General features: G+C 47.6%; 26 protein-coding genes. 8 read left to right on the forward strand and 18 right to left on the reverse strand.

The window, feature by feature from the left end; translation table 11 throughout:
• Positions 1-8: 8 nt before the first annotated feature.
• The 6 genes from HH301_RS14480 to HH301_RS14505 form a co-directional block, all read right to left on the reverse strand.
• Positions 9-341 (reverse strand): helix-turn-helix domain-containing protein, encoded by a 333-nt coding sequence (locus HH301_RS14480; RefSeq protein ID WP_206378349.1) that lies wholly within the window; start codon positions 339-341, stop codon positions 9-11.
• 498 nt (positions 342-839) lie between these two features.
• Positions 840-1469 (reverse strand): TadE/TadG family type IV pilus assembly protein, encoded by a 630-nt coding sequence (locus tag HH301_RS14485; protein ID WP_169569740.1) that lies wholly within the window; start codon positions 1467-1469, stop codon positions 840-842.
• A gap of 10 nt (positions 1470-1479) precedes the next feature.
• Positions 1480-2076, reverse strand: a complete 597-nt coding sequence (locus HH301_RS14490) for a TadE/TadG family type IV pilus assembly protein (RefSeq protein WP_169569741.1) — start codon at positions 2074-2076, stop codon at positions 1480-1482.
• 108 nt (positions 2077-2184) lie between these two features.
• On the reverse strand, positions 2185-3882 hold the full coding sequence (gene metG, locus HH301_RS14495; protein WP_169569742.1) for a methionine--tRNA ligase: 1698 nt from the start codon (positions 3880-3882) through the stop codon (positions 2185-2187).
• 180 nt (positions 3883-4062) lie between these two features.
• Positions 4063-4605, reverse strand: a complete 543-nt coding sequence (locus tag HH301_RS14500) for a hypothetical protein (protein WP_169569743.1) — start codon at positions 4603-4605, stop codon at positions 4063-4065.
• Between the two features lie 183 nt (positions 4606-4788).
• Positions 4789-5724, reverse strand: coding sequence for a sugar nucleotide-binding protein (locus HH301_RS14505; RefSeq protein WP_169569744.1), 936 nt, complete (start codon positions 5722-5724; stop codon positions 4789-4791).
• Between the two features lie 92 nt (positions 5725-5816).
• Here HH301_RS14505 and HH301_RS14510 point away from each other — a divergent pair, with 92 nt between their 5' ends.
• The 3 genes from HH301_RS14510 to HH301_RS14520 all read left to right on the forward strand — a co-directional run bounded on the left by HH301_RS14510 (position 5817) and on the right by HH301_RS14520 (position 7995).
• Positions 5817-6710, forward strand: a complete 894-nt coding sequence (locus HH301_RS14510) for a LysR family transcriptional regulator (RefSeq protein WP_169569745.1) — start codon at positions 5817-5819, stop codon at positions 6708-6710.
• A gap of 78 nt (positions 6711-6788) precedes the next feature.
• Positions 6789-7574, forward strand: a complete 786-nt coding sequence (locus HH301_RS14515; RefSeq protein ID WP_169569746.1) for a short-chain dehydrogenase/reductase — start codon at positions 6789-6791, stop codon at positions 7572-7574.
• Positions 7575-7599: 25 nt separating this feature from the next.
• Positions 7600-7995, forward strand: a complete 396-nt coding sequence (locus HH301_RS14520) for a cupin domain-containing protein (RefSeq protein WP_169569747.1) — start codon at positions 7600-7602, stop codon at positions 7993-7995.
• 26 nt (positions 7996-8021) lie between these two features.
• On the opposite strand, the gene HH301_RS14525 is transcribed toward HH301_RS14520, so the two are convergent.
• A complete protein-coding gene (locus HH301_RS14525; protein WP_240969615.1) occupies positions 8022-8924 on the reverse strand; it encodes a TauD/TfdA dioxygenase family protein in 903 nt (300 codons plus the stop codon).
• 195 nt (positions 8925-9119) lie between these two features.
• Positions 9120-9242 (reverse strand): hypothetical protein, encoded by a 123-nt coding sequence (locus HH301_RS17805; protein ID WP_277348920.1) that lies wholly within the window; start codon positions 9240-9242, stop codon positions 9120-9122.
• Positions 9243-9346: 104 nt separating this feature from the next.
• On the opposite strand from HH301_RS17805, the gene HH301_RS14530 reads away from it, so the two are divergent.
• Positions 9347-10366 carry a methyltransferase gene (locus HH301_RS14530; RefSeq protein ID WP_169569748.1) on the forward strand — a complete coding sequence of 340 codons (1020 nt, stop codon included), beginning with the start codon at positions 9347-9349 and terminating at the stop codon, positions 10364-10366.
• Positions 10367-10456: 90 nt separating this feature from the next.
• On the opposite strand, the gene HH301_RS14535 is transcribed toward HH301_RS14530, so the two are convergent.
• Positions 10457-11053 (reverse strand): GNAT family N-acetyltransferase, encoded by a 597-nt coding sequence (locus HH301_RS14535; RefSeq protein WP_169569749.1) that lies wholly within the window; start codon positions 11051-11053, stop codon positions 10457-10459.
• Positions 11037-12035, reverse strand: a complete 999-nt coding sequence (locus tag HH301_RS14540) for a homocysteine S-methyltransferase family protein (protein WP_169569750.1) — start codon at positions 12033-12035, stop codon at positions 11037-11039. Before HH301_RS14540 ends, HH301_RS14535 begins: the two co-directional genes overlap by 17 nt.
• 204 nt (positions 12036-12239) lie before the next feature.
• Here HH301_RS14540 and HH301_RS14545 point away from each other — a divergent pair, with 204 nt between their 5' ends.
• From HH301_RS14545 to HH301_RS14555, 3 genes are all read left to right on the forward strand, one after another.
• Positions 12240-12857: a TetR/AcrR family transcriptional regulator gene (locus tag HH301_RS14545; protein WP_169569751.1), complete on the forward strand. Its 618-nt coding sequence runs from the start codon at positions 12240-12242 to the stop codon at positions 12855-12857.
• A gap of 168 nt (positions 12858-13025) precedes the next feature.
• On the forward strand, positions 13026-14084 hold the full coding sequence (dctP, locus tag HH301_RS14550) for a TRAP transporter substrate-binding protein DctP (protein WP_277348921.1): 1059 nt from the start codon (positions 13026-13028) through the stop codon (positions 14082-14084).
• Between the two features lie 42 nt (positions 14085-14126).
• Entirely contained in the window at positions 14127-16253 is a 2127-nt protein-coding gene (locus HH301_RS14555) for a hybrid sensor histidine kinase/response regulator (RefSeq protein ID WP_169569753.1), read from the forward strand.
• Between the two features lie 645 nt (positions 16254-16898).
• Here the strand turns inward: HH301_RS14555 and HH301_RS14560 are convergent.
• From HH301_RS14560 to HH301_RS14590, 7 genes are all read right to left on the reverse strand, one after another.
• Positions 16899-17795 (reverse strand): transglutaminase-like domain-containing protein, encoded by an 897-nt coding sequence (locus HH301_RS14560; protein ID WP_169569754.1) that lies wholly within the window; start codon positions 17793-17795, stop codon positions 16899-16901.
• Positions 17773-18114, reverse strand: coding sequence for a hypothetical protein (locus HH301_RS14565; RefSeq protein WP_169569755.1), 342 nt, complete (start codon positions 18112-18114; stop codon positions 17773-17775). Before HH301_RS14565 ends, HH301_RS14560 begins: the two co-directional genes overlap by 23 nt.
• A 323-nt stretch (positions 18115-18437) precedes the next feature.
• The gene (locus tag HH301_RS17985) at positions 18438-18578 is read right to left on the reverse strand and encodes a hypothetical protein (RefSeq protein WP_420821189.1); all 141 of its coding nucleotides are present in this window, start codon (positions 18576-18578) and stop codon (positions 18438-18440) included.
• Positions 18579-19144: 566 nt separating this feature from the next.
• On the reverse strand, positions 19145-19984 hold the full coding sequence (locus HH301_RS14575) for a hypothetical protein (protein WP_169569757.1): 840 nt from the start codon (positions 19982-19984) through the stop codon (positions 19145-19147).
• 1 nt (position 19985) lies between these two features.
• On the reverse strand, positions 19986-20126 hold the full coding sequence (locus HH301_RS14580; RefSeq protein WP_169569758.1) for a hypothetical protein: 141 nt from the start codon (positions 20124-20126) through the stop codon (positions 19986-19988).
• A 139-nt stretch (positions 20127-20265) separates the two neighbouring features.
• Positions 20266-20838 (reverse strand): hypothetical protein, encoded by a 573-nt coding sequence (locus HH301_RS14585; protein WP_169569759.1) that lies wholly within the window; start codon positions 20836-20838, stop codon positions 20266-20268.
• A 103-nt stretch (positions 20839-20941) separates the two neighbouring features.
• On the reverse strand, positions 20942-21940 hold the full coding sequence (locus HH301_RS14590; RefSeq protein WP_169569760.1) for a tetratricopeptide repeat protein: 999 nt from the start codon (positions 21938-21940) through the stop codon (positions 20942-20944).
• Positions 21941-22389: 449 nt separating this feature from the next.
• Here HH301_RS14590 and dusA point away from each other — a divergent pair, with 449 nt between their 5' ends.
• Entirely contained in the window at positions 22390-23358 is a 969-nt protein-coding gene (gene dusA / locus HH301_RS14595; protein ID WP_169569761.1) for a tRNA dihydrouridine(20/20a) synthase DusA, read from the forward strand.
• Between the two features lie 59 nt (positions 23359-23417).
• On the opposite strand, the gene HH301_RS14600 is transcribed toward dusA, so the two are convergent.
• Positions 23418-23825, reverse strand: a complete 408-nt coding sequence (locus HH301_RS14600) for a DoxX family protein (RefSeq protein WP_206378350.1) — start codon at positions 23823-23825, stop codon at positions 23418-23420.
• Between the last annotated feature and the right edge of the window lie 10 nt (positions 23826-23835).

A 23835-nucleotide genomic window follows, 5' to 3' on the forward strand; every position in this document is an offset into this window, starting at 1 on the left:
TTCAGCGATCATTCGTCCACATAGCGTTTCAACCGATCAAGATTCTCATCCCACTGACGAGAGACCTCGATGAAATACTCCTGGGCTTCAGTGAATTTGTCTCTCATTAAGTGGAAATGCTGCTCTCTTCCCAACTTTAATGACTTCACTAATTTCGCAAGTTCCAGTGCCTGAAGATGTTTGCGAACGGCCTGGCGGGACATCTTAAATCCTTCCACCAGCTCCGTGATTGAATGTCCTTGCCCATCTGACAATTTATCAACCAGGTGTATCCGAACTGGATCTCCGAGCGCTGCAAACAAAAGAACCAGACTTTGGTGATTAACAGTCGTCTTATGCACTGAGATATACCTCAATATTTCGAAGCTGATACGTCCAACCTTCCTTGATCTGCTTCAGAATCTTCAGGGCCTCTTTATCACTGAATGCCGAAAACCCGGATTGTCTAACTGTCAGAATACAGTCGGATCCATCTCTTTTATGGTGAAAACTCACTTGGTCCTCAGCCCTTCCGGTTCGCTTGAGTTGATCTCAACATCCAGAGGATACCAGGAAAAAGCAAAATGATGCTCTGGCTCAATGATATCAATCCAGGCATGCCATAATTCTGACCCTTCTCATCCAATAATCCGTCAGCGCTTTACAATGCCGTGATACTGGCACTGAAAACTTAACAGTCTACTCAATTTCATCAGGGAAACTTGTCATTTTAGCTCTCGCTTAATCTGCAATTTTCTGGTTGCATAAATAGTCCACACAAAAAAACGCAACCAAACAGTTTCGTTTCTAGATTAAGGATTGAGGGCTAAATTTTAGAATTCGGCAATCAAGAACGTGAATTATTCGAAAGTTGTCCGTTCAGAAAAACGCGGACGGAAAAAAGACTGTCGGTAGATATCAATACCTGACAGGAAATCGTCAGCGATATAGCTGCCCCCTGCGCCAGCAAAGAACGGAGAAAACTTGTAAAAGACTTCTGTGACGATTAGCCCTTCGTCATTCTCAAGCGTCTGACCATCTTGGTCAGTAAAAACAGCTGGTAGTTTCGCGGTTCCACCATTGGATCCAATCAAACTGCTTTTATCTGCCAGGCTGCCTTTACTTTTCTGACCAATGATGAGGGGGTCTTTGCCATCACGTCCCACAACTGAAGTCACCACGACCATTCCTAAGCCATCAAACTCGAACGGGGAGGCTAAATGCTCAATGGAATCAAGAAGGTTGTCCATTTCTGCCGCGGTCAAAGCTTCATCGCGAGCGACAAGATCGGCTACAGTTGCTGAAATCCTGTCCATCTTTTGCGTCATCAGGGCGTAACGGCTGACCTCAAAACTGCCAACCGCAATTAGGAAAATGAGCGGCAACAGCATGGCAAATTCCGTCATGGCAACGCCGGAGCAGTTTGCAATGAACCCTTTTGCAAAGGATCCAACCTGTGTCGCACCTATTTTCTGAATGAGCTTCTTCATGCCATTTTCCTTAAAAAGGCTCGTTCCGAACAACCATGGAGGCTGTCATAGGAATACTCCCCCCCATAAAAGGGACAATCTGACCACTAAGGAAATTCCAGTTGTAACGAATTGTATAAAGGACAATTTCACCGGGACCACCTAGACCAGCAGCACCCATATCATCTTCCCAAGACCCACTACCGTTAATATCCTGATAGGGCTCACCATTGGGATAATCAACGCCGCCTACAGTAATCGCAGTCGCCGTATATTGACCATTACCATCCAGGTCTTCATAAGGTTCAGGCATCCCGATATCCCCAAAGCTGGGATAAATAAGCGCTGAAATATCGCCTGATGTCAGATTGACGAGACCGAGGGACGCTTCATTAACAATATTCGCGATCTGCTGGTCCCGACTGACGCCATCGGTTTGCATACCGGTCAAGCCGACACGGGACGCATCGCGAAGCCCGCCTTCAACCACGGTATTCACGAACATAGCAACACCCAATTCGATCAGACCAAACAGAATAATCGTCAAAACAGGTGCGATCAGTGCCAATTCAAGCGCAGTCGTTCCTTGTTTATCACGAATAAATTTGCGAATGATCTTCTTCAACATCAGTTCAAGAGGTCCGGTATCTGCTATCCCAAGTTTCAGATAGTTTACCGAGAACCTGTTAAACCGAAGTTAAATCCAGGGGTGTAATTTACCTAAATTTTTAGAGACCTAAGCTGCGTCGGAGCCGCCAAATTTTTCTTCCCATGCAGCGACTTCATCATCTGAAATCTTGCGGAAAAGAACATCAGGAACGCTGAAAGCATGGCCTGCCGACAATGTCACCAGTTCTTCAGCCATTGGCTTTTCAAGCCACTCAGTGCCTGAAAGATCTAGTCCAAGTGCATCGGAAAGTTTTCGGCTAGCATCCGGAATAACTGGCGCGCTTAAGATCGCAAAGATACGGATCAGGTTAATGGCATAACGCAGGCTAACCGCTGCCGCTTCTGGATCAGTTTTAAACGCTGTCCACGGAGCAACCTCTGTCAGATACTCATTGCCCATCACCCAGATCGCTCTCAACTCCTGCATGGCTTTGCGGATCTGCAATTCATCCATGTAAGTGTTATAGGCATCAACCCGGCCTTGAAGATCTGCCGCCAGTTTTGCTTCTCGCTCTCCGGCTTCACCGCCTGAGGGCAACTCTGTACCAAATTTGGAGCTACAGAATTTCAGGATACGGTTCACAAAGTTCCCAAGGGTATCAGCAAGGTCCTTGTTTACAGTTCCGGAGAACCCATCCCAGGTAAAGCTGCTGTCGGAATTTTCTGGGGCATTTGCCAGAAGATAATAGCGCCAATAATCAGCCGGCAGCATCTCAATCGCATCGCTCATGAAAATACCGCGCTGCTGACTGGTAGAAAACTTACCGCCGTAATAGGTCAGCCAGTTGAAGCCCTTGATGTAATCCACCATTTTCCAGGGCTCTCGACTGCCGATCTGGGTTCCTGGGAAAGTCACCGTATGAAATGGGATATTGTCTTTCGCCATAAATTCGGTGTAGCGCACATCATCGGCTTCATACCACCAGGACTTCCAGTCCCGGTTATCCGGATCTTCGTCAGCCCATTCCTTGGTGGCCGCGATATATTCAATTGGCGCATCAAACCAGACGTAATAAACCTTGTCTTCCATGCCTTCCCGGCCAACCGGAACGCCCCATTTCAGGTCCCGTGTAATCCCGCGGTCATGCAGACCTTCATCCAACCATTTCATCGCAATAGAGGAGACCAGAACCGGCCAGTCGCTGTGCTTGTTCACCCAAGTGCGGATTTCATCTGACAGCTTGGATTGCAGCAGGAATAGATGTTTACTTTCACGCACTTCCAGATTTGTACTACCGGACACCGCAGAGCGAGGATCCACAAGGTCCGTTGGATCCAACAGACGCGTACAGCTTTCACACTGATCACCACGCGCCTTGTCATATCCGCAATGAGGGCAAGTTCCCTCCACATACCGATCCGGCAGGAAACGCTCATCATCAATAGAGTAAACCTGTTTGGTGACCCGCTCTTCAATAAACCCGTTTTCAAGAAGCTTGTTCCCAAAATGCTGGGTCAGCTCATGGTTCTGCGGAGAGGAAGAGCGCCCGAAATAATCGAACGACAATCCAAAGGCCTCACCCAGTCTTGCCTGAACTTCATGTTGCTCTTTACAAAACTCAGCAACATCCAGGTTAGCAGCACGTGCTGCCAATTCAGCTGGAGTTCCATGCTCATCAGTCGCACAAATGAACAGAACTTCCTCGCCTCTTGCCCGCAAATATCTCGCATACAGGTCTGATGGCAACATGGACCCGATCAGATTACCCAAATGCTTGACGCCATTGATATATGGTAATGCTGATGTAATGAGGTGACGTGTCATCAAACTTTCCTGCAAATTAAGACTAGAATTAAGGTCCCGCCCTTTTACAGGAATAGGTCAGACACTGCAAAAGGAAGTTTTATCTATTGGTGGGCTTGAGTTTTGTAACCCTTTCAAACATGAAAAAACGGCCGCTTAAGAAAACGGCCGTCTTTCAGAAATCTTGTATTGATCGGGGAATTAAGCCGCCCGTTTTTTCCGCCATCCCATGAAGCCGATAAGCGCCATGCCAGCTGCATAAAGTGGCAAGGCTGCTGGAAGAGGAACAGCTGAGATAGAGACGTCGTAAAGTGCCTGACGTCTGTTCGGGGACTCGATGCCGAATGTGTATGTTCCGGCAGCCAGGTTTGAATACAGAAGGTAGTCAGACTGCGGTGTAGACAGCTCAACATCTGCTTGCCCAGTCATCTTGAACGTGTAGATCGCGTCTGCAGTGTTGTCCTTAACGAAGTTGTCAATCGTCAAGTTGAACGCTTTATCCATTGTGAAGGTAAAGAAGTCAGAATAGCCGTTTCCAAGGAAGCCAAGAACCTGAAAGCCCTCTCCACCATTGTCGATCACATCATTTGCTGAAGGCTGGCCCAATTCAATTCCGGAAGGTCCACCGCGCGCTGTCTCAGTCAGAATATCACCAACTGGATAGTAGGTTGCGCTGTTCGCTGTGCCGCTAAGGGCAAAAGCTGCAGTGACAGAAAGAATAATACCCGCAATCAACTTTTTCATATTCAACTCCAATTGTTACGCTACCCATTTACGCGCCGCAAACCGACAAGGCAGAAAGCTAAAATTCAGTTGTTCCTAACATAAAGATTTGCTCGCGCAAAGCATTTAGTTAAAATTTTATTAATTTTTTCAATCTGTTAACCATAAAATTAATCAGACAGGAAAAATCCCTATTTCCTGGAACTAAAAATCAGGCAAACTTCGCCTCACAGCCGAGGGTAAATCGGTATGTGGCTCCTGCCCCAGAAAAGCAACAAGCTTCGAGTTATCCAGCTTCAATGGCACCTCCCAGAGATATTTCATTTCCTTAATTTCTCGGAACAAAGGCACAAAGAATGAGAGCAAGCCGATTAAACGCCAAGGGGCCTTTTTAATCTTAAAGTCACGGCCAAGTTGTTTCTGAATTTCAGTTGCCATGGATTGACCCGGCTCAAGATAATGGCCACCGAAATTAAACACATCATGCCGTTGCAGATCATTCTCTTTATTGACCAATTCCAGAATGGTTTTCGCCAGGTCGGGTAAGTAAGCCCAAGCATGCCCTACCCCTTCAAATTCAGGAGAAGTTACCGCTTTTGATTTGGAGCCAGATGGGATCATGACCGTCTGAAACCAGGACGCCGGCGCAAATGAGCCAAAGAAATCCCCAGCCCGCACAATCAGCGTGGGACAAACGGCCCGCTGCACCAATTCTTCCATCTCACACCGCACCTGCCCTTTTTTCGATATCGGGTTTTGAGCGGTCTCTTCTGTAATGAGGCTGTTTGTTCTCGGATCATAGTTATAGACATTTCCTGGAAAGATAAGCCGCGCAGAATGGGCATGGGCAGCGGCAATACTGTTCTTCAACATAGGTAACGCCAACTCACGCCAGTTTCTGTATCTGGGTGGGTTCACCCCATGAAAAATATGTGAGCAATCGTTGGCAGCTTCGATCACATCTTTTTCCACCAAGGCATCGCCCTTGATCCATTTTATCGGTGCCGCTGGATCAAACCGCTTTCTTGCTTCAGCTGGATTTCGGTGCAGGGCAACGATCTGCCATCCCTCTTCCAAAAACGCTTTGGCAACTTCACCGCCCAGACCACCCGAAATTCCAAGAACCAGTATTTGTTTCATTTCAAACTCCTTTCACTTGTTCTTGGATGAGATTACCTATAAATTTATTTTTGAAAATTGCGCTTAGCTTAATAACTGATATAGAAAAATTTATGACAGAGCCAGACTGGGAACTATTAAAATCCTTCCTCCATGTCTATCGGGAGAAGAGCCTTTCTGCTGCTGCACGAGCCCTTGGAAAGACCCAGCCAACAATTGGACGGCATATTGAACTGCTGGAAGATGCCCTCGCCACCAACCTTTTCACGCGCACCTCAACGGGTCTACTTCCCACAGAACAAGCCCATAAACTGTTGGATTATGTCAACACCATTGAAAACTCAGTGAAATCTCTGGTTCGATCTGTCGCGGAAACAACGACCGAAACCCCTTCCGGCATCGTTCGGCTAACAGCCAGCAAAGTAATTGGGGTAGAGGTCTTACCGCCCCTCTTGAAGAAATTCCAAGACGAATACCCCTTGATTCAGATCGAGTTGGTCCTGACAAACAAGACAGAAAATCTGTTAAAGCGGGAATCTGACTTGGCAATCCGCATGACTAGACCCACGCAAGGGGATCTGATTGCCCACAAAATTGCGGACACTCCCATCGGTTTCTTTGCCTCTAAAGATTATGTGGAAACCCATGGAACGCCCGAGGGGTTTGAAGATTTCAAAGATCATATCGGGATTGGGCCGGACAAGGCACCCCATATCACTGCTTTGTTAGCCAAGACCCCGTTCAAGTCTCAAACAGATCTCTTCAGCATTCGAACTGATGATGAAATTGCCCAGCATCAACTTATTCGCAATGGGGCCGGTATTGGTGGTATGCAGGTGGCTATCGCTGAACGAGATCCAAATCTTGTCCACATCCTGAGCGATCAGTTTCATTTTCCCATGGAAGTCTGGATTGCCATGCATCACTCCCTCCGATCCAGCAAACCGGTACATCTGCTCTTCAGCTTTTTGAAAACTGAACTGGGAGACTATTTCAAGGCTCCTTGAGTTCATTGCAAACAACCTCTCCGCCATTCGTCGATGCTGTGTTACTCTTAGAAAAAATGAATAGAGCTGGGAGGGTTCATGGATCTTCAATTAAAAGGCAAATTTGCGATTATTACCGGGGCCTCCAAGGGCATTGGCAAGGGTGTCGCTGTGGCACTGGCCCAAGAAGGCTGTGACCTTTTACTCGTCTCTCGAACGGTAACCGATCTTGATCAATTGGCATCCGAATTAGCGGCTGAGTTTGCGGTCTCCGTCAAGACCATGGCGCTTGATCTCTCCAAATCAGGAGCTGCGGCAGAGCTCTTACAAAAAGCGGGAACGCCTGACATTTTGGTAAATAACGCCGGAGCCATTCCAGCAGGGGACCTTCAGGCGATCACCGAAGACCGCTGGCGGGAGGCATGGGATCTCAAAGTCTTTGGTTATATCAATCTTTGCCGAGCGTTTTATGCGGCTATGCAGGCTAAGAAATCCGGGGTTATCCTCAACGTGACCGGTCTTGCCGCAGATCGAACGGACGCTGACTATATTGCCGGAACAACTGGAAATGCAGGTCTCAATGCTTTTACCCGCGCTCTGGGTAGTCGCAGCCTGAAAGACGGCATTCGGGTTCTAGCGGTGAGCCCCGGTGCAGTCGCAACCGAGCGGCTCGTTAATCTGATGAAGACCCGGTCCCAGGCGCAATTTGGAACGGAAGATCGCTGGCAGGGGTTCCTGGCCAATCTGCCCCTCGCCCGTGCGGCTGAGGTCGCGGAAGTTGCCGATGTTGTCGCCTTCCTCGTATCCTCCAAGGCGTCATATGTCAGCGGAACAGTGATCACCGTTGATGGGGGCCACGGATCCAATCACGGCAGTTTCACCTAAAACCAATAAAAAACGGGAGGAAAACATGACCAAATATGCCAATGGGTATACCAAGCACACCGCAAAAGACGCCGACTGGACATCTGGCCACCGCAGCTTTTTCGAATATCGGGATCTGGAGCTGGGCGATGCCACCAACGGCGAGTATTACGCACAAGTCATCCGCGCAACCGGCCCCTTAACCGAAGGCACCGGTCATCATGCCCATGATGTTCAATTTCAATGGGTTTACGTCACTGAAGGATGGGTCGAGTTTGATTTCAAGGATGTGGGCCGGATCCGGCTTGAAAAGGGTGATAGCCACTATATGCCCGAAGGCTGCCACCATGAATTGATGGCTTGCTCAGAAGATCTGGAAATGATCGAGATGTACTCCCCCGGGAAAATCAGCGACGTCAAAATTCCCGACTGGCGAAAATGACCGGGCACTCTATCCATAGGAAAAACCTATGGATGATCGTTAATCGCGGCCTCAGCGATGGGGTCGCCGGCGATGCGGGAATGGAGCATGACACGAGGCTCGCTGAAGTCCCATTCGCAGGCCCGATGCATTAGGCAGCGATTATCCCAGACCAAAACATCCCCCGCCGTCCAACGGTGCTGGTAAACGCGGCGATCATCACCAACCGCAAAACTATTCAGGCTATCAATCAAGGCCTTGGATCGCTCCTCCGACAGTCCCGGAATACCAAAGGCATGACGACCCACTGCAAGGGCTTTCCGGCCCGTCTCAGGATGCGCTTTGACAAGAGGCCGCAAAGGAACATTTTCCACATTCATTCCATAGCCTAAATATTCGCTGTTCTCGGCCTTTGTCTCCTCCCCCAGCAGGCGCTGGCTATATTCAAGGGAATGATGGGCGGACAGTTCCTCAATTTCAGTGCGCACCTCCTCATCCAACGCATCATAGGCATCGCGCATATCTGAAAAGGCGGTATCCCCCTGCTGACTTGGAACCACTTGGGCACTGAAAACCGCACCCTTGGCCTGAACCGGCATATAGGTACTGTCCTGATGCCAATGCATATTACCCCGAATGATCTTCATCATATCATCATCGGGAGCATCCCGAAGGCTGCCATCTGGCTTCACATTACTGATATGAACGGCTTTCAACTCCTCAACCAGATCGCCAAAGCGCCTGGCGAAGGCCATCTGCTCAGATTTGGAGAGAAACTGCCCTGGAAAGATGAGCAAGCCATAGTCGAGCCAGGCGGAATACAGGGCCTCAAATCTGTTCTCTTCCAGTTCTTTCAGATTGATATCCCGAATTATCGCCCCAAAGGTTTTATCCAAGGGCTCTATCTTAAAACCAGTGTCGGAATGCAGGGTTTCTCCCATTGTTTCCATTATTTTCTCCTTTTTATTTAGTTCTTTTTTATTTCATTCTAATTTATCAGATCCTCAACTCAACATAAACACTGCAATAGTCCTGTCATTTGACAATCAGGAGCGGAACGTTAGGATGGAGATGAATTTCAGAGCACCTGGAATTCTTGTCGATATCTTTATCGGCACCTCAAAGGGCGGTCCTCAGCCATTCTGCTAGGTTTTCAATCCCCGCGCCCATTGTCGGTTAACTGACATAAGCTGCTGGATGATTGGATTTTTAATGACATCCAAATCCCGGGCGTTTTGCCGCTCAATCATGTGGACAACTATGTTCATCCTGTCCTTCCAGCAGTCGACTGAAGCTTGCTGGATAACTGGGCAGGTGAGCTTCTTTTACAACAGATGTCCATGACGATAAATCGGAGAAGAAAGTAGCATAAATGTCTGTAAAAATTATAGAATCCGCCGAAGAAGTCTCAAGTATCGCCTTTGGCTTCATGGCCTCGAAAGCCATGTTCGCCGGTCTGCACCTGGATATCTTTACCCATTTGGCCTCGGGCCCAAAAACCACAGAAGAATTATCCGCACTTGTTGGTGTTCCAAACAACCGGATTGTCACCCTAATGACGGCCCTTAACGGAATTGGATTGGTTGACTGGGCTGATGATAAATACAGCAACTCCCCTGGGGCGGAAGCCTTTTTATCGAGTACATCCAAATATGATTTTGGGGACTATCTGCGCTACCAAATTGATCAGCAAATGTATCCGTTCCTTGGACAGCTGAATGAGGTCTTGGACGGGTCGCTGAGCTCTGACGCTGTAGATAGCTATCAGCACTGGATGTCAGATCCGGAACAGGCTGCCCTTTACAGCAACGCCCAGCACGCAGGCTCTCTGGGTCCGGGGTTAACCATCGCGCGCACCGTCGATCTATCAGGGGCAAAAACGCTGCTGGATGTGGGTGGCGGGACAGGCGCCATGACCATTCGCTTGTTGCAGGCCAATCCGGATCTCACCTCAACGATCATAGATTTTCCAAACGTCAGTGAGATCGGTTGGCAGTTCATCACCGATGCAGAAATGACCAATCGCGTTAGATATATCCCTTCCAACGCGCTGACGGTGGAATGGCCGACAGAACAGGACGCCATTTTAATGTCCTATCTGTTCAGCGGCATTCCAGGCCATGAGGTTCCGCGGCTCGTGCGCTACGCATTTGAGTGCTTGGCGCCCGGAGGAAAAATCATGGTGCATGACTTCATGGTTGAGGATGACCGGACCGGCCCTGTCATGGCGGCGCTCTGGCAATTACAGCACATGGCCTTCACCCCGGACGCTCACTCAGTAACGGCAGGCTGGCTAAAAGCGGAAATGGAAAAGGTCGGTTTTGTAGATGTTCAGGATGAGCAGACAATTCCTGGCATGACACATCTGGTCCACGCAAAGAAACCTAACTAAAGCGAAAGCTAACGAAACAAGAAAGGCTGGCAGTAGAAATTGCCAGCCTTTTCATTTTATTACAGAATTTTCTTAAATTTTCATCTTAGCTTAATTAAGTTTTGATGACTTAATCATGAGAAGCCAGTCTTCACCATCACCGCTCCACTCCCCTTTAATCATGGGACGGGAGGCTCGCACCTCAAACCCGGCCCGCTCATAAAGCCGCTGAGCATTTGGATTGGCGTCTGAACAGATAAGGCTGAGCGGCTTTCCGTCGGCAAGTTCTCTCGCCAGATCAAGAAATTCTGATCCGATGCCGAGCCCCTGATATGCATCATCCGTTGCGAGGACATTGATGTAATAGCTGTTCAACGCCTGATTTTCCAATTCAATAAGGGGGACAAAAACTGACGGAATAGTTTCATCAATTTCCTCTGGCTCCCCGCCAATTTCGTAACAGATCATTCCTGCGACAACCAGTCCGTCAAGTTCAGCAACATGGGCGTTGCGATAGGAAGAGCTTCCAGTTTCTCCACCCGTCCGTTGGCATCCAATTGCAAAAGGATCGGCTCCTTCGGACGCAACAGTTTGCCAAAAATAATAAGCAAGGCCATGACTTGCCAAATGCACAAACCGGGCGAGGTCTGACGCATCCGCTGGACAGGCTTTGCGAAAGGAAAGCTCCTCTTTAGGCAACGCGGACATCGCTCTTCCCTTCCAGCTGATCTTCATGATGGTGGGAATGAACGCAAGCCCCGCCAATAGCAGCCACATGACGATGATCGGTACCGCAGCATCCCCCAAGAACGCTGAGCCCCGGAAGGACATCCATCAATTCCCGGTATTGCCCCGCAAGCGCCACCGGATCCCCGTCATCCAACTCTTCAGCGTTATCCAGCTCTTCATGGCTCATACAAGATGCGTTGGCCCGAAGCCCCTTGATACGCCCTGCCCAAGCATTTTCACCGCCGAAAATCTGCTCAAAATGTGTTGGGTGGGCGCAGTTGATCATGTAGTAAGCAGGCCCGTTGCCTGTGGCTCGATCAACTTCCAAAATCGCATCCCCCAGCGACTGACCTGTTGGCAGGCGGCCATCCGTCTCAACCGTAAAGGCGACCACGACAGGCAACTCAGCCTTTTGAGCAGCCCGGACGAAACCAACAGCCTCAGGCACGTTGGTCAGTGTAATTGCAGAAACCAGATCGACCCCGGCTTCCTTAAAGAAACCAACCTGTTCGCTATGGTAGGCTTCAGCCACAACCTCAGTCATGATCTCCCCCGGATCATAGCCATCACCGCGCGGGCCGAGATTGCCACTGATGACAACCGGCGTCTCAATTGTTTCATATTCTTCGCGAATTTCCTTTAGAAGTGCGACAGCATCCAAGTTGATCCGACGGATAGACTGATCATTGTGACCAAGCTTCTCCATCCAGTCTCGGCTTGCGCGCCAGGTCGCTGTTTCCAGAACAATTCCGGTTTTCAGTTGAGCCGCAATTTCTGTGTAGCTGCGGAAGTAGTTTTTCAGGATTTCCCGCTCCGCTTCTGTTTTCAGCATTTCGCACGCCGCAAACAGGGGCAAATCAATGCCTTCGTGAAATATCATTGTGGTCTCCAACCCCCCATCGGTCAGAAAAACCTTCCCCTCAAGTTGCGGTAAATCCGCCTTCATTTGACTGTGTTTCATTTCGTTCTCCAAGTATTAGTACCGTGTTCAAAAGAGACCCGAAATATTCAAAAACAGGCATGCAAAAACTAGAAGCTTTGTGGTATAGTCAGGTGAGGGATTTTTTTACTATACATTTCAACGACTTGAAGCTTGCGCCGAGGATGGGGGGCGATCTAGCGATCAGAAAACTGTACCTGTGGTGCAGTAAATGCGGAGCGTCAAATGGGAAAAGGGCAACAAACCCGCGAGCGGATCATGGATATCGCGGAATCATCAATCCTCATGAAAGGCTTTGGGGCCACGTCAATTGACGAGATCATCGCAGAAGCTGAAATCACTAAAAGTGGCTTCTTTTATCACTTCAGGGATAAAAACGAATTGGCAAGGGCCCTGCTGGATCGCTATGTGGATCGGGAGGATGAGCTGCTTGATGATCTTTTCAACCGGGCAGCAGAACTGCATGATGATCCGCTCCATGCCTTTCTGATCGGGCTCAAGATGCTCTCCGAAATGATGGGAGATTTGCCGAACGGTCATCCGGGATGCCTGGTTGCAACCATCTGCTATAATGAACGATTGTATGATCATGACATTCGGGAGAAGAACCGGGTCTCTGTCCTAAGCTGGCGGAACCGCTTCAAGGATACCCTCACCGAAATCGCCGAGATCTACCCGCCCAATGAACCTGTGGACCTGGATGACCTGGCCGATATGGTCTCCACCATCGTCGAGGGAGGCATTGTGATGTCCAAGGCCCTGCAGGAGCCGGAAGTCCTCGCCAAACAAGTGCTGCTGCTTAGATCCTACGTCAAAATGCTGTTCCTGCCGCGCAGCCATTAGGGCAAATGTGACCTCGATATTGCGCGGGGTTCCTTTAGACGCGCTGATCAAGCCAAAACGCCATAAAGGAACATACACTTAGACTGACAGATGGCTTTATTCTTTATTAACTGGATCACGCTAATTTGGACGCAGTATTCATATAAAGATTAGCATCGGTTAAGTTTCATGTTCTTGCCTAGAAAATTGCTTCCTATAATTCTGCTTTGCCAGGCTCTTCTATTCACTGCATGCGATCAGCAAGAACAAACGGTTCATTCCTGGAAACTGCAAAGCCACGCTTCAGCTGACAGCATTGACTATCAGGAACTTGTGAAGATGGCCGATAATATCCGGCTAATGAGCAATGGACGCCTGGATATTACCCCATACCCCTCTGGTCAAATAATTGGTGGCGCCAACATCTTCAACGCTGTCGGTGATCGAACCATAGAAATGGGAAATGGGTGGCCTAACTGGTGGTCTGGACAGCATCCTGCCTGGGCAGTCATGAATGCCGGTCCTTTTGATTTCATGAACCTTGATGCGTCCATGATGTTCTTCTTGGCTGGTGAAGGAACGGCCCTTGCCAATCAACTCTCAGAACCCGCCGGCATTATCTGGCGACCCGCATGGTGGCCCGGGATGGAATTTGGACTGCTGTCCAAAGACCCAATCCGGAATTTACAAGATCTGCAAGAAAAGCGGGTTCGGATCGGCCCTGGCCTTCCCAGCGAAGTCCTGGCGGAAGCATCCGGCGCCTATACCATTCCCTTGGTTCCAAGTGAAATCCGCCCCGCCTTGGAAGCTGGCAACCTTGATGCTGTTGAGTGGACCACTACAGCTGGAGCCTGGAATTTGGGGTTACAGGATGTCAGTAATCACGCCATCGTTCCAGCCATCTGGCAGCCGTCGGTGCTCGCTGACTTTCTGATCAACAAAACGGCTTATGCTGAGTTATCCGAAGACCTAAAGGCAATTCTAGAGACTGCAATTAAGAGCTACACGTTGACAACCACCCTGAAAGCCAAGGACCAGGATATTGATGCCCTGCAGCGCTTTCGGAATAGCGACACCGTATTTACCCAATGGTCAAAAGACGATCTGGCACGATTTAGGCAAGCGTCAGACCGCATCCTCGACCGGTATAAGGAGCGAGACGAATTTTCTCGCCAACTAATTGAGAAAAAACAGGCCTTCAAAGCCAGATACAACAAATACTACGAAGTTTTTGGCTCTTATGAGTAAGCGTATTTCCAGTCACCGTGTTGAGGGCATGTTCGAAATCATATGAAGAATGATCTCACCGTTAAGCTTGTTATGTTACTGACCGTCATCACGATCACGGTGATGGCAGTCTTTATCGGCCTTCGGCTTTGGATGAACTGGTACGAGTACAATAAAGAGATCGACGCCAAATTCCTAACCGTTAGTTCGCGCATTGCCAATACGGTGAACCCGACAATCTGGGAGATCTACCAAAAATCGCATGACCGCAAATATTCCCGAGAAGTTGCTCACGCAATTCTGGATGCCGAATTGAAAGACCCTCATCTGGTAGGTATCAAAGTTTACGGCAATTTCGGCCATCTCTTTATGGGTAAGATTAAAAAGCCAGATGGAAGTACTGTTGATTTCAGTGACGAACTCTATCGGGAAATTTCACCATCAATCGACAGGCACCAGCTCTATCCGATCAAACTAGATCAGATGACCATTGGTAATGTGGAGCTGTTCTTCACAGAAGCTCCCTTGCGAGGCAAACTGCTGGAGAGCTTCCTGATCGATCTGGCGCAAACATTTACGATCGGCCTGGCAACAGTCCTCTTCCTCTTTTATGCCCTGAGGAAATCACTGGTCAAACCTCTTGTTGACCTGCAAACCGCAAAACAGGCGGTGGACAGTATGTCAGATGGCGTTGCCATTCTGTCACCCGATGGACAGATCCTGGAAGTCAACAACTCTTTCATCAAGCAAACCGGGTATGGCATTGAAGATGTGCTTCATGAAAAGCTGTTCATGTTTGAGCGCAACTCAGAAGAAACGCCAGAACTTTCAGAAATCTGGGAGATCGTAGAGCTAAAAGGGGTTTGGACTGGAGAGGTTGAAACAACGCGCAAAGATGGCTCCCACTACCCTGCAAAGCTGTCCTTTACCTCTGTGCGAAAGGAAAGTGGTGAGGTGGCGAATAGAGTTGTTGTCATCCATGACAACACGAACGAACACAGACTGCAACATTCCCAAAGAATGGAGACAGTTGGGGCTCTGGCAGGCGGCATTGCCCATGATATTAATAACGTTCTTACCCCGATAATGGGTTGGGCAGAGCTGCTCAGCGAAGATCTATCTGATAAAGAGACCACCCACCGCGGCTTGACCCATATCCTGAAGGGTACAGAACGCGCGAAAAGCATGATCGACCAGATCATGAACTTTTCACGGATGAATACAAGCTCTGAACCCTATCAAGTCGACCTGAAACAACTGATCCTGGACTCCATCGGCTTTATCCGGGCGACCTTCCCCTCCTCCATCCAGATTGAAACCGAATTGTCGGACCAAGACCTTTTTGTTTATGGGGATCCCGGGAAAATTGAGCAGGTTCTGATTAATTTATATACCAACGCCATGCATGCCATGGAAGAGCGAGGTGTTCTTACAATCAAGGCAGAGCTGTTAGACTCAAAGCGTCCCGGCTCTTCGGCGGCAAAGATGGTCCACATTTCTGTCTCCGATACAGGCCATGGGATCCCTGCTGATGTCCTGGACAAAATATTCGAGCCTTATTTCACAACGAAAGGATCTGGCAAAGGCAACGGCTTTGGCCTGTCCACTTCGATAGGGATCATCAACAAACTGGAAGGTGAGCTTAAAGTCGACACCCAAGTCGGTGTTGGATCGACATTTCATATTTGGCTCCCTTCTATCACAGCAAATCCGACAACAGCAGAAGACATCAGGTTGGACAAGACTTCGGCCGCTGCAAGGTTGCCCGTTGCCAATGACGCCGGCCTTTTTCAGGGTTTGAGGGTCCTACTCGTCGACGATGAAATTGAAAACCTGAAGCTTGGGGAAAACATGCTTGGCCGCCTTGGTTGCCATACGGACATGTTCAGTGATAGCCAGCAAGCTTTGACCACGTTCAAATCCAACCCGGAAAATTATGACCTCTTGATCACGGATCAAAGTATGCCCCAGTTGCAGGGACATGAGCTCTGTTTGGCGGTTCGCGAGATCACTCCCGAATTACCAATTATCGTCATTACCGGGCAGGACTTGTCCACCATTCACGATAAATACGGAACACTGGACCAGATAACCAGCCTTCGAAAACCCTTTCGAGCCCAGCAACTCAAAGCCGCCATAACAAAACTGCTTGGCACCTACGAAAGAGAAAAAGTCACGGCAAACCGATAAATGCCTTGGGGGCAGCCTTACCTTGGCCTCCCTTAATTTCCAGATCAAAACCTCATGGATAGGTCGGAACAATTAGTGAGACCCTCGCGACCAAAACCGGCCGCACCGTAAGCATTGCACCCATGATGGACTGGACGGCTTATAGAATTAAATAGTTGTTTTAATTAACATTTATTTTTCTTGGTACTGATTTGGTACCGCACAAAATACTCTAAAGCAATTTGGTACCACTGCGAAAGGAAAAGGCAACCGATATCCCTGTCCGACCTGGAAATTCGCCCGAACGTTCTCGTTTAGCTGATTTCTGACAGCACCAACCACATCCAGTTTCTGCCTAATGATCAACAGGGCGGTGGCAAGAGTCGCCGCAAATGATATTTCGAAAAGCTCCTTGGGTATCGACAACACTAAACTTCAGAAAATACGAACGCAATGGTGATCGCTACCAGTCTGCGGCTCACTCTCACTAAATCGTACCGGCTTTCTGGGCATTACAAAGCAAACTGTACGCCCCTTCTTGATACCAGTAAATATTTGCTACAAGTCTAACCAGGAGATCACAGTAACAAAGATAGTTCCCTACATGACGGCGGCGAAGAGGGTTTCTTGGATAACACCGAATTCGCAAAAATATTCCGATTGAAACTAGAAAATATGTTGTTTGAAATCACCGAGAACCAAGGGGTCTGCACAAGGTCGAGTGAGCAAGTCCTCGGCAATGCAGGCGTCACTTCGAGCGCTGTCAACCTCGTCCGTCCATACCTTCATCGAGGTTAAACGGTAATCGCCGAAGGCAGTTATCATTGCCACATCTGCCGCATCCCGACCATGTACCATTAGTATACGGCCAACCCGCGGTATATTGTGGCGCGGATCAAAAACATACCATTTGTTGTCCAAAAATACTTCGGCCCAGGCACAAAAATCTCCCGCACCTTCCACCTTGGCACCGATATCACTCAGATACCCGCTGGCATACCGGGCGGGTAAATTCATCGCTCGGCAAAGCGCAATAAACAAATGCGCAAAATCTCGGCAGACGCCAGTTCCTTCGCGAAAGACATCCACGGCCGTTTTTGTCGGACGACCGAACCGATATCCAAAGACAACATTATTGTGTACCCAGTTTGAAATTGCCTGCGCTCGCTCCCAACCTGGTGGCGTGTTACCAAATAGTTCCCACGCTTTCACAATGAGTTCATCGCTTTCACAGTATCTACTGGCCGTCAGGTAATACAGTAACTCGCTCGGCAGATCCCTTATCTCGTGTTGGTGCGCATTCCAGTTGAAAGGGTCAGGTTCTCCACTATCTTCCATCACACAGTCCGACCACAGGATTGTCGAACCCGCCGGCGCTTCAATGCGGGCACAACGGTTTCCAAAAACATCTGAATAGTTTTCAATTACCAATTCCGGCTCAACCCGTATACGGTCAGTACCGAAAACCGGCGGCCTGACGGAAGGGTGCGGATATAGAGCCAACAGCATCGGTGTCTGCACCGGGCATTCAATGGTCATTTCAAATCCAATACGGATGAGCATCCTTAATTCCTTTTACTTTCAACGTGAAGACACAAACTTTACAGATCCCTGTGGCCAGCATGAGCCAAAAATCTGACAACTGGACCGTCTCATCCACAATCAAACGGGAGTTCAACTTGAGACCTGCCGCGCCCGTGCTAAGATGATTGAACGAACGGTTCGGAGTCTCGAAGACGTTATCTATCGCCGCTTCGTGGGCCTTGATCTGAGGTCTGGGGATCACGTCGTGTCGAGCGAAACGATGCAACAGCAGCAACATAACCGACACGGTCTTGTCCGCTCCAATCTGAGTGATGACAGGATCATCGAAATTTTCCAAATGATATTCTTTCGTTGGCCAGTACCGGAACACACTTTTTGCAAAAGTTGCCGGATGGCCTTCTTTGGGAAACCTGCACAGATCTACTGCCGTTTCACATATTGGCAAATCAGGCTTTCTGGCAAGATCAGTATGACTTATCGCCAGAAACTTTGTCGTTATTGATATTTCTACCTTCTACGATCAAAGAGACAGGGTACACGTTCCCGCTAGAATAGCAATGAATATTATAAAAGCGGCCATTGGTCAGAAAACTGTCTGTTCCGACGTTGCGATCAAGAAGCCGGTTTTTACATCCGTAAAGGTTGTAGCTGTGCCCCTCTTCAACAGCATTCGCTAAGGCTGTGTCGCTTTCTAGGCAATTGGCACATGTTTGTTATTTTTACGATGAAACTGAGTAAATGCATCCACCAATTGGTTGCAATCAGGACCGTCCCATCAAGATCCAAAAGTGCTGTTACCATGCCGGTCGCATCAGAATATTTTTTGAGAAGTTGCGACAACTGTTCAAGGTCAATGAGCTCAGAGATAGAAACTTCAGACCGTGTATCCTCAACACCGACAACACTTTTCGACGTATGCAGTACTCACTTGATACCAATTTCCCAAGTGGAATTCATGTTTGGAAAACCATGTATTATGTTAGCAAAGTATACGCATGTTTAGTTAATGGATTTTTAATGTTAGACAACGCAAAAAAGAACCCGGTTGTCAGATCTCAATTAAATAGTTCTAAAAAATGAGGAAGATTTTTACTTTTGTTTTTTGCCCAAAAACTTATATCTAAAATGTTGTTTTCATACGAGGCTTAAGTGACCAAACTCGATCGAAAAATTTGTACGGCGCCCATGATGGACTGGACGGATTTCAGGTATAATAAATTGAAGTAATTGTTATTTTTATTTTCTGGTACTGATTTGGTACCATATGATTCTGCATCAGAAGTTTTGGTACTGACGAGCTCTCAGCTCCCAGTTCTTTACAACTAAACTATCAAAAAATCCTCCACCTTGATCGGAACTGGACATAATTAATCTCCTATCAGCGATAATAACACTTGCTCTTCCAGAACGGGGATCATTCTAAATAAGACTTCCGACTTAATTTTATTTGCCCTATAAAACATCCAAAAGGAAGCAGAGGATTTTAACCCCCAAAAGCATTCTTCTTTAAGGTCATCACAAACCTCCCACCGCACTAAATTACTGTTTTCATAGTACAAAAAAAGTTTAACGCTATCTTTAGCGTATGCTTTATTCACCTGATACGAAGTATCTCCCAATTCACCAATACTGTAGTTCACTGAATCTTGAATTACCTTCTGATAGAAATCTCTTTCAGACTGGTCCGGGTTCCTGATCTCCAGAGACTTCAATTCGGAGAACATATACCGTAAGATATTCATCAGCATTGCCTCAAAGCGCTCAACACAGACTCCACGAGAACAAAAACTTGGCATAGACGAACTAACAACTTTGAGTAGAAGCAATTTATCACTCAAAATTCGGGAAGCATCTACAGCCTTGCTTGTGAAACTTTTAGTTGTCCCATGGCTTCCAAACGCGAGAGGAGATATCCATACCTCACCCAATGGGCCGTCCGCTTCATAGCGACCTGGGAACACCACAAAGCTCCGTTTAATTCTGAACATCACTCCATTTACTTTTGCATTTAGAAAACCCGGATCGACATCATCATATCCAGGACACCTCTGAAGCGGTTTATCCTCACCGCTGTACAAAGAAGAGAAATTTTCCAGATAACTTCGACGCTTATCCCCTTTTAAATCGCAATCAACAGCAATAGAAAAATTTGTAAAAAGAAAAAACCCAATTACAGAGAGGCTCAACCTGAAAGCTAATTTGTTCATCTCACCACTCCACGACGGCCATGCCCTTGCCGTTGGGACGGACTGCGGGTTTTGACTTTTTTCCTTTGAAGACTTTTTCTTTCAGTTCCTGCGCAGTTTTCGGTAAATGGCTAGCGACAGATCCCACAACTTTATCGAACATATTTGTCCACCCGTATGAATTCAGAGGAAAATGGGCCTGATACAGCATAATCTGCTGCAGATATCAATGGACGCAAGTACTCAGCAGGTAACGGCTTATAAAAAGAATATCTTCGTTGAGTTAAAAATCTAACTAAATATTATTCATTCCCCCCGTCCGCTTTACCATACCTAAGAAAACAGCAGATCAGTACGACACTTGACACAACAAACAAAGAATAAAAAATAAAATAATACAAATATTTAAAATTATAAATCAAACCACTAACCCAAACATCAGCACCGAAAAGCACTAAATACAAAGAAAAAAGCAAAAAAGGAATAATATTTGGAACATAGGAAAGAGATTTATCCTTAATATGCACTCCAATTTTTAAAAAAAGCATAGAAATTACATATAAAAATATGAAAAACACAACAAAAAGATAAGAAACAATGGCGAGCTTAAATATGGAGTTTTCAGCCAAGTCATTCACCTGTGAACTCTCGCTGAAAATGTAATTGTGTAAATTAAATAATACTTCAGATGGCACAATAAAGAAAAAGAGATAATGAACGTAAACAAATTCAAACTCAGCCCCAAGCTGCGCATTACCTAATAAGTAAACATTGAACCAAATCGAAAAAAATAAAAAGTATACCAACTCATCTGATCTATTAACGTATAGGGAATACGCCATCGCCAATATTAAGAAAACTAGTACGTACTTCACTTCACCTCACCACTCCACGACCGCCATGCCCTATGCCATTAGGAGCTGGCTTGAGGATTTTAACTTTTTGGCCTTTCGAGACTTTTCCCTTTTATACACTTTGCTAGCAACCCTTGTATTTGTTCTTTCGACACTGTTCGGCCATAGCTCGTGCCTGAGCTTTTTGATCGGCCGTCATGACCGGATCCAGAATTTTCAGAACCTTTCCTTTCTGTCCTTTCTGAACAGCCAGGATCGTCCACATGTAGGCCCGAAGATTATCGCGAGAAGTTCCTTTTGCCAGAAGATACATAAATCCCAGATTATACTGCGCTTTCGCTAGGCCCTGTTCTGCGGACAGCTTCAGCCACTTGAACGCCTCACCAGGATCTTTTTCAAAGCCGAGACCTTCTGCATACCACACCGCGAGATAATACTGCCCGCTTGGATCACCATTAACTGCGGATTTCTTGAACCATTTACCAGCCTCCAACAGGTCTTCTGGGACCCCTTTGCCCCCCGAATACATCCCTCCAAGATGATTGAAGGCATCAATATTATTCTGCTCGGCGGCCAGATGAAACCATTTCAGGGCCTCCTCAAAATTCTGGGGAACACCGACCCCGCCAATCTCGTACAACTGACCCAGTCTCACCTGAGCCTCGGCCCGTCCTTGATCCGCCGCCAAACGGTACCACTTGATTGCTTCTTTGAGATCAGGCTTAAGGCCAATGTTATTATTAAACCAATTCGCAGGAGCTCCAGTGAGGTACAAGTTTCCCAAATTTAACTGCGAAGTCACGTCTCCTTGTTCAGCTGCAGACTTCCACCACTTGATACCTTCGTTGTAATCAGCCTTTCCGCCCCTATGCATACCTGAAACGTATAAGCCGCCTAAATAACTTTGGGCTCGAACATCACCCTTTTCAGCAGCCTCAAGGAATTCCTTAAACGCCAATTGAAAATTGAAATTTTTATACGCCTTATACCCCTTCTCATAATCTGCTAGTGAGATGTCAGATGAAATCATAAGGGATACCAAAACAAACCCAAACAAACTGATCTGTTTAACCTTCAACTCTGCAAGGCTGGCCAATTTCCGAATACTCAAACATACTCGCATTCAACATCTCCAAGAGCACTGTTCGTATGTACAGGTTTTTATCTTTACGCTTTATCCTAAATAAAGCTTCTAAGCATCCGTCACACAAATGAATTCAAGCGCATTGCTCTCCATCAGTCTCATCACGCTCAAGTAACAATCTACATGCACTGAGGATAGATCACAGTAAATCACTCGTGATAGAATTTACTGCTTTATATAATATATCTTAAAGTCAATTTCTATTAATTGTAGAAATTAAAATAAACATAGGAAGTTGATCAACAAAGTGATGGGTATTAGGGAAGGCTTTGAGAGATCATATTGATCATCACTGCAGAATGGTTGGCTTTTAATCGATTTGTGTATTGTTACCCACCTGACATAGAGCACTGATCTAAATTCAATTTCCTTTTGGTTTTCTATTCAAAAAGTAATATCTAGCTGATAGTTATTTTTTTGAGGCTCTAGTGACTAAATTAGATCGAAAAATTTGTACGGCGCCCATGATGGACTGGACGGATAAGCATGACAGGTATTTCCTGCGGCTGATTTCCTCCAAGGCGTTGCTCTATACGGAAATGGTGACGACCGGCGCAATCCTGTTTGGGGATGAGGCGCGCCATCTGGATTTTGATCCAGCGGAGCAGCCGGTAGCCTTGCAACTGGGTGGCAGTGATCCTGAGGCCCTGGCCAAATGCGCGAAAATTGCTACCGGTTACGGCTATCGGGAGATCAACCTGAATGTGGGTTGCCCGTCCGACCGGGTGCAGAACGGCAAGTTCGGTGCCTGCCTGATGGCAGAACCGGAACTGGTTGCCGATTGCGTCGCCGCCATGAAGGAAGCGACCCCCCTACCCGTCACCGTGAAAAACCGCATCGGCATCGATGATCTGGATAGTTACGATCATCTCGTAAAATTTACGGACATTATCCGCGCCAAGGGATGCGAGACCTTTATCATTCATGCCCGCAAAGCCTGGCTCACCGGCTTGAGCCCTAAGGAAAACCGGACCATTCCGCCACTTGACTATCCGCGGGTCTATCAGCTGAAGAGAGACTTCCCGGATCTTGAGATTATCATAAACGGCGGCATCCAAACGCTGGAAGAGATAGATGAACATCTCACCCATGTGGATGGTGTCATGATCGGGCGGGAAGCCTACCAGAACCCCTACTTTCTGGCGGCGATTGACCAGCGTTACTATGGGGTCTCAGACGAAGCGCCAGACCGCAAAGAAGTTGTCGAGCAGATCATTCCTTATATCGAGCAGGAAATGGCCAAAGGCGTTCCGCTTAAATCCATCAGCCGTCATATGCTGGGCCTGTTTCAGGGGCGCCCCGGCGCGAGAGCCTGGCGGCGGCATATCTCCGAAAATGCCCATCTGGATGGGGCTGAACCGTCTTTGTTGACGGAAGCTGCCTCCAAGGTTCGCTAAAGAAGCAAAAAACCCGCGAGATTTCTCTCGCGGGCTTTCTAGTGTCTTAAGGTATGGGATTATGCTGTTACAGCTTTGCGACTTTTCAGGGCAGCATCCACACTGTAAGCCGAAGCCCCTTTACCAACCAGCAGCAATAGACCACCAGTCACAGCAATATTCTTCATGAACATGATCATCTGCATCTGATCATCTGGCTGCAGATGAAAAATGAAGGAAGCAATAAACGTGAAGCCGCCAAGTGCAAGAGCGATCAGCCGTGTCTGAAAGCCGACTAGCAACAAAAGACCGCCGCCAAGTTCCAGAAGGATCACCAGCGGCAGCAGCATGCCTGGAACACCCATAGCCTCCATGTAGCCTTGCGTTCCCTCATAGCCGCCAATCTTGCTGTAGCCGGCTGGGATAAAAAGAATGGCAAGCAACGCGCGACCTGCCAGATCAATCAAAGGTTCAAATTTTTCAAACATGTCATTCACC

Origin of the sequence: Sneathiella limimaris (assembly GCF_012932565.1) — a bacterium.
In the GTDB taxonomy this organism is placed as follows: Bacteria; Pseudomonadota; Alphaproteobacteria; order Sneathiellales; family Sneathiellaceae; genus Sneathiella; species Sneathiella limimaris.